Source organism: Paenibacillus silviterrae, from assembly GCF_030167925.1.
GTDB lineage: Bacteria > Bacillota > Bacilli > Paenibacillales > NBRC-103111 > Paenibacillus_G > Paenibacillus_G silviterrae.
Map to the genome: position 1 here is coordinate 3,694,737 of NZ_JASKUT010000001.1, position 16,425 is coordinate 3,711,161.

General features: G+C 53.6%; 14 protein-coding genes and 1 tRNA gene. All 15 read right to left on the reverse strand.

Annotated elements, in window-relative coordinates; genetic code table 11:
- Positions 1 to 106: 106 nt before the first annotated feature.
- On the reverse strand, positions 107 to 2,602 hold the full coding sequence (spoIIE, locus tag QMO62_RS16925) for a stage II sporulation protein E (protein WP_284642786.1): 2,496 nt from the start codon (positions 2,600 to 2,602) through the stop codon (positions 107 to 109).
- 381 nt (positions 2,603 to 2,983) lie between these two features.
- Positions 2,984 to 3,057 (reverse strand) — tRNA-Met (locus QMO62_RS16930).
- Positions 3,058 to 3,226: 169 nt separating this feature from the next.
- Positions 3,227 to 3,706: a S1 domain-containing RNA-binding protein gene (locus QMO62_RS16935; RefSeq protein ID WP_284642787.1), complete on the reverse strand. Its 480-nt coding sequence runs from the start codon at positions 3,704 to 3,706 to the stop codon at positions 3,227 to 3,229.
- Positions 3,707 to 3,808: 102 nt separating this feature from the next.
- The gene (locus tag QMO62_RS16940; RefSeq protein WP_284642789.1) at positions 3,809 to 4,138 is read right to left on the reverse strand and encodes an FtsB family cell division protein; all 330 of its coding nucleotides are present in this window, start codon (positions 4,136 to 4,138) and stop codon (positions 3,809 to 3,811) included.
- A gap of 13 nt (positions 4,139 to 4,151) precedes the next feature.
- Positions 4,152 to 4,739: a spore cortex biosynthesis protein YabQ gene (yabQ, locus tag QMO62_RS16945; protein ID WP_284642790.1), complete on the reverse strand. Its 588-nt coding sequence runs from the start codon at positions 4,737 to 4,739 to the stop codon at positions 4,152 to 4,154.
- The gene (yabP, locus tag QMO62_RS16950) at positions 4,736 to 5,017 is read right to left on the reverse strand and encodes a sporulation protein YabP (protein ID WP_284642791.1); all 282 of its coding nucleotides are present in this window, start codon (positions 5,015 to 5,017) and stop codon (positions 4,736 to 4,738) included. Before yabP ends, yabQ begins: the two co-directional genes overlap by 4 nt.
- A gap of 946 nt (positions 5,018 to 5,963) precedes the next feature.
- The gene (locus tag QMO62_RS16955) at positions 5,964 to 6,239 is read right to left on the reverse strand and encodes an RNA-binding S4 domain-containing protein (RefSeq protein ID WP_284642792.1); all 276 of its coding nucleotides are present in this window, start codon (positions 6,237 to 6,239) and stop codon (positions 5,964 to 5,966) included.
- 3 nt (positions 6,240 to 6,242) lie between these two features.
- Positions 6,243 to 6,515, reverse strand: a complete 273-nt coding sequence (gene hbs / locus QMO62_RS16960) for a non-specific DNA-binding protein Hbs (protein WP_284642794.1) — start codon at positions 6,513 to 6,515, stop codon at positions 6,243 to 6,245.
- A gap of 68 nt (positions 6,516 to 6,583) precedes the next feature.
- Entirely contained in the window at positions 6,584 to 8,176 is a 1,593-nt protein-coding gene (yabN, locus tag QMO62_RS16965) for a bifunctional methyltransferase/pyrophosphohydrolase YabN (protein ID WP_284642795.1), read from the reverse strand.
- Positions 8,177 to 8,209: 33 nt separating this feature from the next.
- A complete protein-coding gene (locus QMO62_RS16970; RefSeq protein ID WP_284642796.1) occupies positions 8,210 to 9,868 on the reverse strand; it encodes a putative polysaccharide biosynthesis protein in 1,659 nt (552 codons plus the stop codon).
- Between the two features lie 146 nt (positions 9,869 to 10,014).
- Positions 10,015 to 10,557: a stage V sporulation protein T gene (spoVT, locus tag QMO62_RS16975; protein WP_284642797.1), complete on the reverse strand. Its 543-nt coding sequence runs from the start codon at positions 10,555 to 10,557 to the stop codon at positions 10,015 to 10,017.
- Between the two features lie 232 nt (positions 10,558 to 10,789).
- On the reverse strand, positions 10,790 to 11,827 hold the full coding sequence (locus QMO62_RS16980; protein ID WP_284642798.1) for a peptidylprolyl isomerase: 1,038 nt from the start codon (positions 11,825 to 11,827) through the stop codon (positions 10,790 to 10,792).
- Positions 11,814 to 15,344: a transcription-repair coupling factor gene (gene mfd, locus QMO62_RS16985; protein ID WP_284642799.1), complete on the reverse strand. Its 3,531-nt coding sequence runs from the start codon at positions 15,342 to 15,344 to the stop codon at positions 11,814 to 11,816. The genes QMO62_RS16980 and mfd overlap by 14 nt, the downstream gene beginning before the upstream one ends.
- Before the next feature lie 158 nt (positions 15,345 to 15,502).
- Positions 15,503 to 15,733 (reverse strand): anti-sigma-F factor Fin, encoded by a 231-nt coding sequence (gene fin / locus QMO62_RS16990; RefSeq protein ID WP_284642800.1) that lies wholly within the window; start codon positions 15,731 to 15,733, stop codon positions 15,503 to 15,505.
- An 87-nt stretch (positions 15,734 to 15,820) separates the two neighbouring features.
- Complete coding sequence (gene pth / locus QMO62_RS16995; RefSeq protein ID WP_284642801.1) at positions 15,821 to 16,384, reverse strand: aminoacyl-tRNA hydrolase; 564 nt, start codon at positions 16,382 to 16,384, stop codon at positions 15,821 to 15,823.
- Positions 16,385 to 16,425 lie beyond the last annotated feature (41 nt).

A 16,425-nucleotide genomic window follows, 5' to 3' on the forward strand; every position in this document is an offset into this window, starting at 1 on the left:
GATCGGTTATGGCAAAGCCTAGACCTCCTAATCTGGAAATAAACCTGATACGTTAAAAAGGATTGTTCCTGGCGCCCCTAAAGGCATACAAGAACAATCCTTTTCTCTAGCTTACCGTCCGAGGCCGCTCGATACGCTGCATGCCCGGCCAGCGAATGGTAGCCCATTCCGGCTGGAACTTTTCCACCTTGGCCACAACCACCGTCATATCGTCATAAATGTCCCCATGATGATATCGGACGACCCGCTCCAGCAAAATATCTGCAATGTCCTGCGGCACCGTGGCATCGACCTCGGAAATCAAGCGCTTCATCCACAGCTCCTTATTGACCGCATGCCCTGGCGCATCATAGATGCCGTCCGTCATCATGATCAGAATGTCGCCGTCCTGCAGTTGAAGGCTCACCAGATCCACGTCGATATCATGTAAAATGCCGACCGGCAAATTGTTGGCCGTTACCGGGAATACCTCGTTCCCCCGCTTAATGAAGCTTGGGGTCGAGCCGATTTTCATAAACGTCGTTTGCGCGTTGTACAGATCGATCAAGGCTACATCCACTGTGGCATATACCTCATCGGAGGAACGAAGCATAAGGACTGAGTTGACGGATTTGATGGCCAGCTTCTCATCCATGCCGGACTGCAGCAGCTGCTGCAGAATCGATAAGGCGGTGCTGCTCTCCGCGCGGGCCCGTTCTCCGTTGCCCATCCCGTCGCTTAACGCTACGGCAAATTTCCCGTTGCCCAGCTCGATCGTGCTGAAGCTGTCTCCGGATAGCAGGTCGCCGCCCTTCGCCGCGCCGGCAATCCCGGTTTCCACCTCGAATTCCTTGGCCGAGCCGAAGAGCACTGTGCTGTAGCCCTCGCGGCGTTCAAGGGCCGTTTCATTTTTCACTGCGATATTCTCTCCTAGGATTTCGGAAAGCAGCGGAGCGATAATTTTGCGGCATTCGTCAAAGCCCTTCGTATATTGATGAATAATCTCAATCTCAACATTTCCTTCATCCAGGCTGATGACATCGATGCTGTGGATCGACAAGCCAAGCTCCTCTAGCGCACTGCGGATCTGCTCCTCCTGCATGAACAGCTCCTGCCCCTCCCGCTTGATCTCCTTGGCCAGATCCTCCATGACCTGAGACACACCGGATAGCTGCTCGGCCACGAGCTGGCGGCTATCGATGATTTGTTTTTTCCAATGCTGGTCATTCTTGTACAGATCATACTGGGCTTTCATCACATCAAGCACCTGATCCGGCTTAAGGCAAACCTTCTTCCACTCCGGCAAAATGTCCTTGCGGCTCATCTCCCCGCGAACCTCCACCTCGGTCATCATATCGGTCATGAATTTATAGGTTTGATAAAACTTCTCATCCCAGCATTGCTTGCGCTTCCAACAGGTGGAGCACGATTTCTCCGCTACGGAGTTCATGAAATGGCCAACTTCCTCTTCCTTTCGAATCGGCTGCGCCTCGGCGGTAATTTGCTTAAAGCTGCGGGACAATTGGCGGAACACCTCCGAGAACTGCTCCACCCGGCTCGCCGTTATATCGCGAACGCGTTTGGCGTAATCATGCTGCGATTTGAGGTTCTCTTGAGTGCCGGGAACATACTTTGCCAGTGTCTGAATCACGCTACGAGGCGTCAGCAGGAACAGCGCTACCGCAGCAACCGACTCCCATGTGGAGCTGAGCACCTCGGTCTGGTTGCCGATATAAATGGACAAGATCGAGGAGCCGAGCAGCATGCCGAGGGCCACGGCCATTTTGCGGCCCTCCTTAAGCAAGCCTGCAAGCATACCGGCAAAAGCAAGCAAGCTCATCTGGTAGATGGCACTTGAGCTCGCGAGACTTAGAATGAGCCCGGTGATCACTCCCACGGATGCACCCAAGGGAGCGCCCCCTACCAAGGCGAACAAGAGAATCAGGTAGCGTGACAAAACGTGTTCCACGGTTACCGGGCCCGCGGTCCAGCCTACCGTACCCGTCATGACGGAGGCAAGCAGGATGATCAGGCAAATCACTTCTTCGTTTTTCAAGCTGTAATTTCTGCGGGTTAAGGTGAACACCGGAATGGCTTGTAGGAAAATATGCGTTAAAATTAAGCTTAACATCGACTCTACGCCGGTCATCATCAGGTTATACCAGGATAGCTCCGCGGCAGCCAAGTGAGCGAACAGCTGTACGAAGAACGACGCGGCGAACACGATGACAGGCGCATAAGAGATATCCGACCTTTCGAAGCGCTCCACTCCCTTCTGAATAAGGAGGAACACAAGCATCGTGGAAACCTGATAGCCCATATGCTTCGGATCGGCCGAGAACAAGCTGCCTGCGGCTAAGAACAACCCCGACCAGTAAAGCAGCTCCTTCCGTAAAAAGTACATCGCGGCAAAATAAGCGATTGCAAAGGGAGACAGCTCGTCCAGGATCATGGCCCGTCCAAGCAGGAAGCCCATCATCAGCAGCAAGATCGACCACTTCTTCGCGACAAGCGACTGCACCATGCGGTTCTCTACGAAAATACGGGTTGTGCCTTGACCTAGCTTGCTCCAGAAATTGATCCACACTTTCTCCACCTGTACTAAAACCTGTTTTCTTTGCATATGTATAATACACCGCCTATGAACTTATTCGTGTCACCCAGTATACCGGGTAACCTTCAGGAAGTTTGTCAGAATGAGTTGGCGGTACCAAAGTTTTTTCCGACAAAATCGGTTGGGTGTGCGAAATGTGTGGAGCGCAGTCAGGCCGGACGTTGTAAGCGGTACCACAAAACGGCGAGAAACCCTAACTGGAACGTACGTTTGTGTAAAAGTCTTTGCAGAACGGCACTGATTCCGTTACAACCTGTCGATTCGGAGGGCCCGGAGTAACGATACGACAAAAGAAGTCTTCTGCCGAGCGCTGCGACAAGATGCGAGGGCGGGAGGACAACAAAAGAAGACCCTATCCGCGAAGGAAATCGCAGGATAGGGTCTTTCGTATAGCGGCAGAGGGGATCGAACCCCCGACCTTACGGGTATGAACCGTACGCTCTAGCCAGCTGAGCTACGCCGCCAAGACAAACATGAGTATATAATAGGCTGAAGTGCCTGTCAAGAGTCCGCTGCAAAGGTAGCTTTTTCATGAAACATCAGAATCATTGAGCTTCTCTCAAAACTTATAAATTCTGATGTTATAAAAAAAGCCGCCCGCAGTAAGCGAGACGGCTTCCGATCTTCCATCTATTAGTCACGACGAGCGCCGCGTCCACCACGTTTGCCCTCTGTGTTCTTCTTCAGAGAAGAAATACGGTCTTCGCTATCCTTTAGGAAACGGGCCATCTTATCTTCGAACGTAACTGACTTCGGTCCGGGAGGTCTACCACCGCCACGGCCGCCACGATCTCCGCCACGGTTAAAACCGCCGCGATCCCCGCCGCCGCCTTGACGTTCGAAACGAGCAGGTCTAGTTGGAGCTGCATCCACCGGCTTATCCACCGCTTGCTTGATCGATAATCCGATTTTGCCGTCTTTGTCCACATTAATCACTTTGACAGTGACGATGTCGTTCAGCTTCAGATGATCGTTTACATCCTTGACGTAATTATCTGCGATCTCCGAGATGTGCACAAGGCCTGTAACCCCCTCAGAAAGCTCAACAAACGCCCCAAAGTGAGTAATCCCTGTGACTTTGCCTTGCAGCTTGCTGCCCACTTCAATTGCCATAAAGTAAAATGTTCCTCCCTTAAATAATTGAGAAAAAGAAGCCAGTTTCCGGCTAATGCCGATTATAACTTACGAAAGTAAAGCGGTCAACTGGTGCATGCCCTACTTCTTCTGAGGCTTGACCTGATGGAAGAGAATCTGGTTCTCCTTCACGTAGTTCATATCCCTCTGGATGATCTGCTCGAGGTATTCGCGGTCATTGAGTCGCTGAATATCCCGGTTCAAATCGGAGTTTACCTTTTGAACTTCAGACAGCTTCTGATCGAGTGCGCTTACCTTCATGCTCCGTTCGCCGATTTTCCCGTGCTGATTCCACAGGGTAATCCCGGCCCAGCTGAAAAAACAAGCAAGCCCAATCAGGAGAATCCGCTTTCTTCGACCTGATCCTTTGCTCTGCATATCCGCCTGGATTGACTTTGAAGTTGCTTGCAACGATCGAATCCTCCTACTTACGGTCAAAAAGCCAACCCCATAAGGCTGAGAAAGCATGACCGGTTCTCTTCATCCATGCGGGTACAGGTATGCCTCGCAGCGCACGCCACAATGGGCGTACAAGCCATAACAGCAATTTCCACGCAGGATAAAGCAATTGTAACACAACTTTATACAGGAAAATAGCCATCGCGGATAAAAATCCTAAAAAGATCACAAATACCCTGTATAACCATACAATTGGCGTCACAATCAACAAGTCGATCATGCGAAGGATAAAACGGTAAGTGGAGATAACCGCACGGATCAGCCAAAGGAAGATGCGGATGATGATACGGCTCAGCAGCCCGAAGTAGAAGCAGATCCCAATTCCGATGGCTAGAAAAACAAACGGCCGGACTTCTCCCTGATTGCTTTCATAGAGCAGGTAAAAGACGACTACGGTACCGATCACCCAATACAGAAGGTCAAGGAGCGCTTTGAGCCATAAGGGTACTTTCAGCTGGCCGGCCAGTACCCGGTACAGGTCGTATAGCGTCCCCAGCACAAGCCCCCCCGAGAACATGGACCCGAGCGTCAGGAATTGGACGTCCAGGGTCACTTAAACAGCTTACCCAGAAATCCCTTGGGCTTGCCTTGGGAGTTTGTGTCGAGATAGGCCAGCTCATTGACATACCCCTCGATGGCCACCAAGCCTTGGTCAAGGCTTAGGTTTTTGATATGTAAGTTCTGCCCCCGGATCATGAGAAAGCCGCATTCGGTCTCGAGGAGAAATTCTTCGCTGTCGAAGCTCTCTACATTGAGTACACCGGATACTTCGAGCAGCTTACGGTTGAGCATTTTGATTTCTTGACGTTTGACTTTGCCCGGCTCTGGCATGGGATGAGGCCTCCTTGATACGCTTTGCTTGGTTTGGCGCGACAGAATCTATTCACTTGGAAGCCCCGAGTCGTGCGCCCCTCTGGCCGCTCTTGAAATCAGCTTCTCTCTCAGCAAACCGCACAGCGGTTAGAACCTGATTTCAGAGGCGGCGCGTAAACTCTACGTTGTTCTGCACGACTCTACGCTTGCGCTAAATAGGTTCAAGACCAAACCAAGCATAGCTTGTTTAGTAAAAATATATGGGGCAAGTCCGAGTTTAGAACCAAGTATCAGCAGTTCGTTGCAATGCAAACATGGAGGGGCAGCGTTTGCGAGGCAATATAAACTTCTATCGAAGCCCGTTCACAGAAGTGCATTCATGGCCAAGAGGAAGCTTTTCTTGAAACATCAGAATCCTTGGGATCCGCTCAAAACTTATAATTTATAATTTCTGATATTAAAAGAAAACCTCCGGCCCGGACGTTCTTTTAAAGACTTCCTACTTCTGGTGCATGGGGAGGGATAGGTTTGGGGCACGGCCTGCTCATCTTTGAACTAGCATAATTCTGCGAATATGCAACTTTTTAATGCTAACTAATCAAAAACAAGAGGATTTCTGCGTATATACAACATTCTTGGGCCAATTATAACGTTCTCAGCCATTACTCTCTCTTAAAGATGCCTATTCTCACAAATCTCGTTCTGAACTTCGCTTGGGATCGTAGATTTCTGCACTATAGCAGCATTCCATTCCTTACCCAACACGTGACGGTCTTTGAGCAAGGGCAGGAGTGGGTAATCTCAACTTACTGGCGAAGCCCTTTCACAGAAATGCTTTCGTGGCTAAAGAGGAAGCCTTTTTTGATATTCCCGATTCTTGTTCTTCGTTCGCTTCGCGCTTCAAAGAGCATCTTACATATCAAATAAAAAGAGACCGAGCATTTGCTCGGTCTCTTAGGACCGGTCACAAGGACCAGTCATCCTTCTTATGCATTTCTTCCTTCAGCAGGGTGTACATCTTCGCCGCATCTTCCTTGCGAGTCGACTCCGACAGAAGCTCTACGCGGACGGTGACGTTCTTCTGGCCGAACTGAATCGTCAGCTCGTCCCCGACCTTCACCGTGCTGCTGGGCTTGGCGTCCCGTCCGTTGATCCAGACACGGCCCTGATCGGACACGTCCTTCGCCACCGTGCGGCGCTTAATAAGCCGGGACAGCTTCAGAAACTTATCTAAACGCATTCCTTACTTAACCGCTTCTTTAAGCTTGTTGCCAGCCTTGAATGCCGGAACCTTGGATTCAGGAATGGAAATTTCTTTGCCTGTTTGCGGGTTGCGTCCTACACGTCCGGAACGCTTGCGAGTTTCGAATGTACCGAAGCCGATCAGTTGCACTTTGTCACCGTTCGCCAGCGCGTCGGTAACTTCGCCCAGGAAGCTGTTCAATACGGATTCTACATCTTTTTTAGTTAAGCCGCTTTTTTCAGCAATGCTGTTGACCAAATCTGTTTTGTTCATGTTCTTCGATATCCTCCTCTAAATATGGCGCTTACCCTATGTATTCTTTGCGACTCAGGAAATTCCTGCTAGTCTTGTCGATTTATCTGATTTTTTTTTGCCTGCTGCCACAAAGACTCCATTTCTGATAAATCAGTCTGGTCAAAAGATTTGCCCTTTAAACGCAGCTGCTGCTCGATATATTGAAAGCGGGTCAAAAACTTGCGGTTGGCCTCAGCCATTGCTTCCTCCGGCTCTACCTTCAAGAACCGCGCAAGGTTCACTACGGCAAAAAACAGATCGCCAAGCTCCTCCTTCTGCTCTGCCTTCGTCTGGTGCGCGATCGCATCCTTCACTTCCTGCAGCTCGGATTCGACAACAGGCAGCACCTCCTCCAGCGTGCTCCAATCGAAGCCGACCTCAGCCGCCTTCTTCTGCAGCTTGTACGCCCGCATCAGGCCCGGCAGCTCGCGCGGAACGCCGTCCAGAACGGACTGCTCCTTCGGATCGATCCCCTTGTTGCGTTTTTCTTCCTCCTTGATCGCCTGCCAGTTCACGAGAGCCTCCTCGGCGTCCTCCGCCTGCGTCTCCCCAAATACGTGAGGATGACGGCGAATCAGCTTCTCATTCAGGCCTGCAATGACATCGAATACCGAGAATACGCCTTCCTCAGCCTCCATCTGGCTGTGCAGCATGATCTGCAGCATCAGGTCGCCGAGCTCCTCGCACATATGATCCGGATCCTCTTCGTCAATCGTTTCGATGACCTCATAGGCTTCCTCAATGAGGTTCTTACGGATGGATTGGTGCGTTTGCTCCCGATCCCAAGGACAGCCCTCGGGGCTGCGGAGAATTTCGACGATCTCATGCAGTCGGGCAAATGTCCGGTTGCGCACAGCATCCTGCTCTGTACGAGGAACCCAGACTAGCGACAGGTTGCCGTAGCCCTTCACCCGATCGAGCTCATATAACGGCACTTCGTGAATCTCCTCTTGTCCCGGCACCCCAAGAGCATGTCCGACCGTCACAACATAGTCGTCCGGGTACAGCTCCATCAACGTGAGTTTCAGGTCAGAAGCCGTCAGCGTATCGTACACCTGCCCGATGATCGTATGTAAAAGCGGATTGAGCGTATAGGCCGAGAGCGAGGTTGCATCCAGCAGCTGAAACCCTTCAATGGGGTCCAGTCCAAGGCGGACGAACGCCTGATCGAGGAAGCTTTCGCCGCCCAAGATCGTGAGGGCTACACCTTCCTGAGGGCAGCGCTCCTTGAGCAGCTGCACCGTCCGTTCCGCCACCATGGGATGACCCGGGACGGCGTACACGATGCCGGAGGTACCGGCATCGGCAGGCAAATAGGCGGACAGCGCCTCCGCTGCCGGGTTCGGCACGATCTCGGCTTGCGGGCCGGCAGGCTCCTTCGCCTTACGGATCAGCGCGTCCGCAATGGCCTCGTAGACCTCCTCGAAGCGGTCATGCGCTTCGTAAACCTTGTCGAAGGATGCGATGGGAATCCGCATCCGCTCAAACATCGCCACCACGGGATGCTCCCGGGTGCGCAGCCAGATGGCGCCGGACCGCTGACCGGCGCCAATCAGCACGCTCAGGACGCCGAGCGTGAGCTGGCTTTCGTCGCCGGTACCGAGGCCGACGACCGTAATTTGCGGTTGCTGGGTAAACATAGGCAATCGCCTCCTTGGTTTGCTGCTGCCGCCTTAGCGCAGCAGCTTCAATTTGCGCAGCAGAGCGAGGGGCTTCCCCGCCAGCTGTGGAATGAGCTGAAGCTCGGCGGCCGTAATGACGCCGAGCTTCAGCAGGGCGAGCGCATACGCGAGCGCCCCTACGGCGACGCCGCCGAGCGTGGTGACCGTGGCCACGGCCCGCCCGGGCAGGGCCGCGGGGAGCCGCGCGAGCAGAGGCGCTGCGCCGTGCGTCACGGCCAGCAGGCCGAGCGCCATGAAGCCGATGCCGAGCAGCGGCTTCATGGCCGTGAGGCCGCCCGCGGCCGGGACGCTGGTGGCGCGCAGCGCGTGCGCGTTCGCGAGCGTGCCCGCGAGCGCGTAGGCGACGACGGCGGCGACAGCGGCGCCGTCGATGCCGTAGCGCGGCACGAGGGCGAGGCCCGCGGCGATCTTGACGCTTGCGGCGAGCAGCAGGTACACCGCCGGCGCCACGATGGCGCCGAAGCCCTGCAGCACGCTGCCGGCGATAATATGCATCACCGAGAAAACCGCGGTGAACGACAGGATCACCATCGCCGTCGTTCCTTCGGGTCCCTCGTAGAACATGATGTTCATAGGCTCCGCCAGCATGGCAAGCCCGACGGAAGCCCCCAACCCGATGAGCCACGTCACCTTCAGCGACATGGCCGTACGCTGCCGGACCGCCAAAGCATCCCCGCGCCGCTTGGCCTCCGCAATGGCCGGCACCAAGGCTCCGGTCAAGGAGGAGGCAATCATGGCGGCCAGGCTGACCAGCGGGATCCCATGGTTATAAAGACCGAATTGATATAACGCCTCCATCTCGCTCAGACCGCTATGAATCAGCACTCTCGGAACCAAAAAGGAATCGACCAAGGTCAATACGGGGAGCGCAATCGAGCCTAAGCAGATTGGGATGGCATACAGCACAAGCCTCCCCAGCAGTCGGATATCGAGCCGGCGCTGCTCCTTCCAGGACAGCCTTGCTTCCCCCCGCTTCACCATCCCCCTTGGGCTTGGGCTTCGGCGCCACAGCCACAGCAGCACGAACAGCCCGCCGACCCCACCGGCTACCGAGCCAAAGGTCGCGCCTGCGGCGATCCACTCAGGCCCATACCCTACATGCATAAACCAGAGCAGAAGCCCGAACATTGCCGCGACTCTTACCGTTTGCTCCACCACCTGCGACCAAGCGGTCGGCACCATGTCATGGAAGCCTTGATAATACCCGCGAAGGGCCGAAAGCAAAGGCACCAGCAAGAGAGCGAAGGAGACGCTGCGAATGGCGAGCGCCGTCTGAGGTACGCCAATCCATCCGGCAATCCGGTCCGCTCCCCAGTATAAGCCCGCGAAGCCCGCCAAACCGGTGACCGACAGCATTACCAAAGATACTTTGAGTACCCGTCTGGCTTCCCCATACCTTGCCTCCGCCGTATAATCGGCGACGAATTTCGCTACGACCAGGGGAAATCCAGCCGTTGCCATAAATAAAATCAGTATGTATAAAGGATACACGGCATTATAAATGCCGAATACTTCATCCCCGGCAATATTTTGCAGCGGTATTTTCTGCAGCGTTCCGATCAGCTTGGAGGCTACCGCCGCCAGACCCAGCACTGCCGCTCCTTTTAACAAGGTCTCTCCAGGCTGAGTCCCCTTCGTCCTTCTCTCCATCCCGCTTCCCCTTTGCGTTCCGCATGGCTAGTTTCCACTACTTCAACGCCTCATTATACCCCAAGCCCGCCTCATTTCCCAAGCACAAAAAAGCTTCCCGAACCTCGTCCCGCGAAAGGAATCGATTCAGGAAGCCCTTAGTCGCATTATTGTTCCATCTGCTTGGCCAAGAAACCGGCAGCGGTCTCGGCCATCTTCAATTCCATTTGCCCCATCTTCACATTCTCGTCTTTGTTGACAAGAATAACCGATCCAATCGGGTCTCCGCCGGCGACGATCGGTGCCACTACGTACGAGCTGTAGTTTTCGTTAACATCCTTAATGATTTCGTAAGTACCCGCTCCGCTCTCCAAGGAGGCTTTGCGATTTTCCATGCACTGCTCGACGATCGCGCCAATTTGTTTTTCCAAGAAATCCTTCTTCGAACCGCCGGCGATTGCAATAATGGTATCCCGGTCCGAAATCATCGTAATGTGGTTCGTGCTTTCATATAAAGACTCGGCATACTCCTTAGCAAAATCCCCCAACTCCCCGATGGGCGAGTACTTCTTCAGAATCACTTCTCCATCGCGATCCACGAAGATTTCAAGCGGATCCCCTTCACGAATGCGCAGTGTGCGGCGAATTTCTTTTGGAATTACGACCCTGCCAAGATCGTCGATACGACGAACGATTCCAGTTGCTTTCATAATTCTAGATGCCTCACTTTCCTTGAAGAGTTTGATACGACTGGATAAACCATTGTATACAAATGGAGGGAATTCGACTAACCATAGTATTCTTCGATTCCCAATAACTTATGCATGTACTGCCTTAGCGGGCGGTGTGTCCGCTGGGGTCTATGTACTTGCCGCCGCTGTTTACATTATGTCCAAAAAAAAGAAAACAAAACAAGGCACCCGGTAACGGGTGCCTTGGTAATTACTTCTGCTGAGCAGGAGCCGGTGTTGCCGGTGTCGCCGGCTTGTCCTCCGGCTTCGGCAGGTTGTTTTTCTCAATAAGCGTAGGCAATTCCTTCTCGACAAAGTCGTATACAGTCGTTTCCGCCGCTTCCGAACGCAAAGAGTCTTTGACCTCATCGAACGTCTTCGTCTTGCGGGACTCTACCTTCATCACGTGGTAGCCGTACTCCGTTTCTACAGGTTCGCTAACCGTATTGAGCGGCAGCTCGGCAGCTGCTTTCTTAAACGCCGGTACCCATTGGGAGATCTCGACGTTCTCGTACTTGCCGCCCTGATCCTTAGAGCCCGGATCCTCGGAATACTCCTTGGCCAGTGCGGCGAAGTCGCCGCCCTTCTTCAGCTTATCCTGTACTTCCTTCGCAATTTTCAGCGCTTCTTCCTTCGTACGCTTCTCCTGGCCCGTAGCCGGATCCGAGGTGCCGATCAGAATATGGCTCACAGTCGCTACATCATAAGCATTTTTATCCTGCTCGAGCCGCTTCTTGTAGGAATCCTGCATTTGTTGATCCGTTACCTTGCTCTCAATGGAGACAATGGCCTGATTGCTGCGCAGTATAAACTGCTCCACGTCTTCCTTCGTGAGGCTGGCATCCTTCAACTGCTGGTCCATGCCGCCCTGCATGTCGAGGAACGTTTTTATCTGCTCCATTTGCTCCTTGGTCTTCTTATCGGCTTCCGCTTTCGCCTTATCATCGGCACGGGAAGACAGCACCTTGAAGGTAACGAGCTGCTTCATCATATCCTGTTGAAACGCAGGGTCTTCTTTAAATTGAGCGTAATCTTTATAGAAGAAGGTGTTGATCCCCAAAAACTTATCAAATTCGGCGCGGGTAACCTGTCCGCCATCCTTATAAGTTACGACGACTTCGCCCGGCTGACCCGGAGCCGCCGCCTGTTCATCTTTCTTTCCGCATCCCGTTGCTACAGCAAACGTTAGTACTACAGCCATCAGGGCGGTAAGCCCCTTAGCTACCTTTTTATTTTTACTTGGCCACATTCTGCAGCTCTCCCTTCGATTTCAGCGCACGCTTGTATTGTACCAGAAACCTTTCGAGTAATTCGATGGTTTGTTCTGGCTTCAGACCCTTGCCTTTCAGTTCGATAATAATTTGAGGGCCTGAAATGAGCTTGACCCGATTCTCAAATTCTCCGGCGAGCTGGAACAGCTTCTGTCCGTCCAAATTACCGTTCTGGCTTGGATGAATGCGAAGCTCGTAATCCGCTCCTTTTTGCGAAATCGTCTCAATCGCGTACTCGCTGCCGTATACACGAAGCTTAGCTACCGTCAGGAGGTTGAACACCGCCTGAGGCAAATCGCCAAACCGATCGACGAGCTCATCATGCAGCTCTGCAATTTCTTCCAATGACTTAGTCGCTGCGACCTTCTTGTAGATCTCGATCTTCTGGACGCTGTCATAAATATAATCTCCCGGGATGTATGCATCGATCGGGATATCAATTTGCGTCGACCAGGCCTTTTCCTCATGAACCGCTTCGCCACCAAGCTCGAGCTCCCGCTTCCGCTTCTTGATTTCCTCTGCAAGCATCTGCGAGTAAAGGTCGAAGCCGACCGAAGCAATAAAGCCGTGCTGCTCGGCACCAAGCAAATTGCCGGCTCCGCGGATGGACAAGTCTCTCATGGCAATTTTAAACCCTGATCCAAGTTCTGTAAACTCTTTTATCGCCTGCAGACGCTTTTCCGCTACCTCTGTGAGCACCTTGTCGCGCTGGTACGTGAAGTAAGCGTACGCCACACGGTTGGAGCGACCTACGCGGCCGCGCAGCTGATACAGCTGGGACAGCCCCATTTTGTCGGCATCATGGACGATCAGTGTGTTGACATTCGGGATATCGACCCCGGTTTCAATAATACTGGTGCTGACCAGCACATCGAACTCCCCGTCGAGAAAATCGAGGATGACCTTCTCCAGCTCCTGCTCGCCCATCTGCCCGTGAGCTACCGCAACCCGCGCATCCGGAACAAGCATGGAGATTTGCTCCGCCATCTGGTGAATGCCTTGAACCCGGTTGTACAGGTAAAAGACTTGGCCCTCTCGCGCCAGCTCGCGCTCGATCGCCTCGCGCACCAAAGCGAAGCTGTGCTCCAGCACATACGTCTGTACAGGGAATCGATTCTCCGGCGGCGTCTCAATGACCGACAGGTCGCGAACCCCCAGCATGGACATGTGCAGTGTGCGCGGAATCGGCGTTGCCGTTAGCGTCAGCACGTCCACATTGGTCTTAAACCGTTTCAGCTTCTCTTTGTGGGAAACGCCGAAGCGCTGCTCCTCGTCCACGATCAGAAGGCCCAGATCTTTGAACTTCACATCCGCCGAAAGCAGCCGGTGCGTTCCGATCACAACGTCAACCGTACCGTTCTTGACCCCTTTCATCGTCTCCGTTTGCTCCTTCTTGGAACGGAAACGGCTCAGCACTTGAATGTTGAAAGGATACCCCGAGAATCGCTCGCGGAACGTCTCGTAATGCTGCTGGGCTAGAATGGTGGTCGGAACCAGTACCGCAACCTGCTTGCCGTCGATAGCCGACTTGAAGGCCGCACGGATCGCCACCTCCGTTTTACCATAGCCTACGTCACCGCAGAGCAGGCGGTCCATCGGGCGCGGACGCTCCATGTCCTTCTTGATCTCCACTATCGCTCGCAGCTGATCGGTCGTTTCCTCGTACGGGAACATGCTTTCGAATTCCTGCTGGTAATTGTTATCGGGCGAGAAGGCATAACCGACGGTGGCCTCGCGTTCCGCATACAGCTTAATGAGGTCATCTGCGATGTCTTGCACCGCCGAGCGCGCTTTACTCTTAACCCGGTTCCAATCCGTGCCGCCCAGCTTATAAATCTTCGGCTCCTTGCCTTCCTCGGCGCCGACGTACTTCTGAATTTGATCGATCTGCTCGATCGGCACCGACAGCTTGTCGCCGCCGGCGTACATAATGTGCAAATAATCCTTATGAATGCCGTTGATTTCTAACGTGCCGATGCCGACGAATTTCCCTATGCCGTGGTTGACGTGCACCACATAGTCGCCGACCTTCAGCTCCTGATAATTTTTGATGCGCTCCGCGTTCTCGATCTTCTTCTCGACCTTGCGCGCCTTCCGCTGCTTCTGGGTAAAGATTTCCCCTTCGGTGATTACCACCAAATGGACGCTCGGCAGCTCGAAGCCGGTTTGCAGGTTGCCCTCCACAATAAGCGGCGGCTCGATCTGATAATCGTTCAGCACCCGCCGGATCCGGTCTGCCCGCTCCTCGTCACTGCCGAGGATGATGACCTGGGTACCGGCCTTCTTCCAGCGCTCCATCTCCGTCTTAAGCAGGTTCATCTGCCCGTGGAAATTTTGCATCGCCCTTGTCGTCAGATTCACGATGTTCTGCGGCTGCGTTTGCGGTACCTGCCGCAGGAAGATCGACATGTAAAGCGTAGGGTACGGCTTGCGATGCAGCAGCGATTCATACGGCTTGGAGAGAACTAGCGACGGCAGGCACTTGCCGTCTTGGAGCGACATGGTCATCCATTCCGCTTCATCTTTCTCCAGCTGCTTGGCGGTCTCCAGCAACCGGGACGGCTCATCCAAGAGCAGTACCGTATCCTTTGGCATGTAGTCCAGCAGCGTTTGCCGTTCCGGATACAGCAGCGATACGTATTTGAATATGCCTTGGAACATTTGGCCCTGGCGCAGCATTTCGATTTCATGACCCATGCCTTCGAGCAGTCTGTCCTTCACCGTGCGGTCCGTCATCTTCTCCAGCTGCTGCTGAAGAAGCTCATAAGCATGCTGAGCCGCCGATTGTAAACGGTTACGGTCAGCCACGATCTCGCGGCACGGCGTAAGCACCAGCTCCTCGAATTTCTCGATAGAGCGCTGATCCGCCGCATCGAAGGAACGTATGGAATCCACTTCGATATCGAACAGCTCGATCCGATAGGGGTTCGGCGAGGTTAGCGGGAATACGTCGATGATTCCTCCTCGCACGCTTAGCTCCCCTTTGTTCTCTACCCGCTCCACACGCTCGTAACCGAGCTCCACCAATCGGTGCACCAGCTCCTCCAGCTGGAGGGAGTCGCCTGTCTTGATCTCGACCTTAGCTGCTGCGATGGATTCCCGATGCGGCAGAATACGGCGCATACCGGCATAAGGCGCCACCACGATGCCGCGGAAGCCGTCCGCGAGCTTCGTCAGCGCATCAATCCGGCGAGCCAGCAGCTCGGGGCTTGCTATCGCCGCTTCGGCGGCCAGCAGCTCCTGGGCCGGGAAGAGCAGCACTTGCTCCCGCGGGACGAGCTCGGCGAGATCCTCGAACATTTTTTGTGCGGCGAATAAATTGTGTGTTACGATAAACAGCGGCTGCTGCAGCTCCTGCTGCAGGGCTGCGAGCATGACCTGCCGTGAGGATCCGGACAGTCCGGCGATCAACTGTTCCCGCATGCCTGCCCGGACTCCTTCCGCCACACTGCGGAAATCCGTATCAGCCGAGAACGCCTGGATTAAAGCTTGCAAACAAGACACCCCTCTCACCACGTAAACCATGCAAGTTCATTCTATCTCGATGTTTAGGTGCTTCCTATATACATGTACCTAACACGTAAAAAGCCTAGAGCGAGTTCGCCCAGGCCGTTTTACTAGGAAAGAAATACTGCGGCGCTGCCTTCCTCCGGCTATTGCAGAGGACTTCCCAGCAGCATCAGCTCCGGATTGGCTTCCAGCGCTTCCTTGCAGTAATCACAAACCACTTTGACGGTGACATCCCCATTCGGGTCATACGATATTATATCTCTCCGCTCTTCAGGGGTCAAGAAATGAAAGCCGAGCTGGTACTCGCTGACCCCATCCTGCTGGATCTCTCCAATCGACGTTTGGCAATGACGGCAAGTGTATTTAACGGACACAGGCTGTTCCTCCTCCGAACTAATGAATTCAGCAATCGCTTTTACTCATTATGACCAATTCGGGAGAAAATTAGCCTACCTGCCCAGCTAACCGTTAAATTTCGCCATCGTCTTCTCAAAGGAATGCTGCAGAGCAAATTCCATGGCGTCACAAGTCGTATCGAGCACCTGAGACATCCCCTGCTTCTCTTCCTTCGAAAACTGGCTCAATACATAATCCGCGATATCATAGCCGGGAATGGTCGGACGGGAAATCCCCATGCGGATCCGGTTAAAGGACTGCGTGCCGAGATGCTGAATGGTGGACTTGATCCCGTTATGCCCTCCGGCACTGCCTTGATAGCGCAAGCGAATGCTTCCGAAGGCCGTATCCATATCGTCATAGATGACCACCAGGTCCTCGATTGAGGCTTTGTAGAAGTCCATGAACGCCCGCATCGACTCGCCGGATAAATTCATGTATGTCATCGGCTTCAGAAGGTATACCTTCTCCCCCGCTACATGCCCTTCACCGAGCAATCCCTTGCATTTATTTTGCGTAACCTTAATGCCATGCTTTTCTGCAAACCGGTCAATCGCCATGAAACCGATATTATGGCGCGTCGTTTCGTACTGCTTGCCCGGATTGCCAAGCCCTACAAACCATTTCACTTGCGTTCCTGCTCCTTCCGGTACTGCCTCGTCAGCCTATC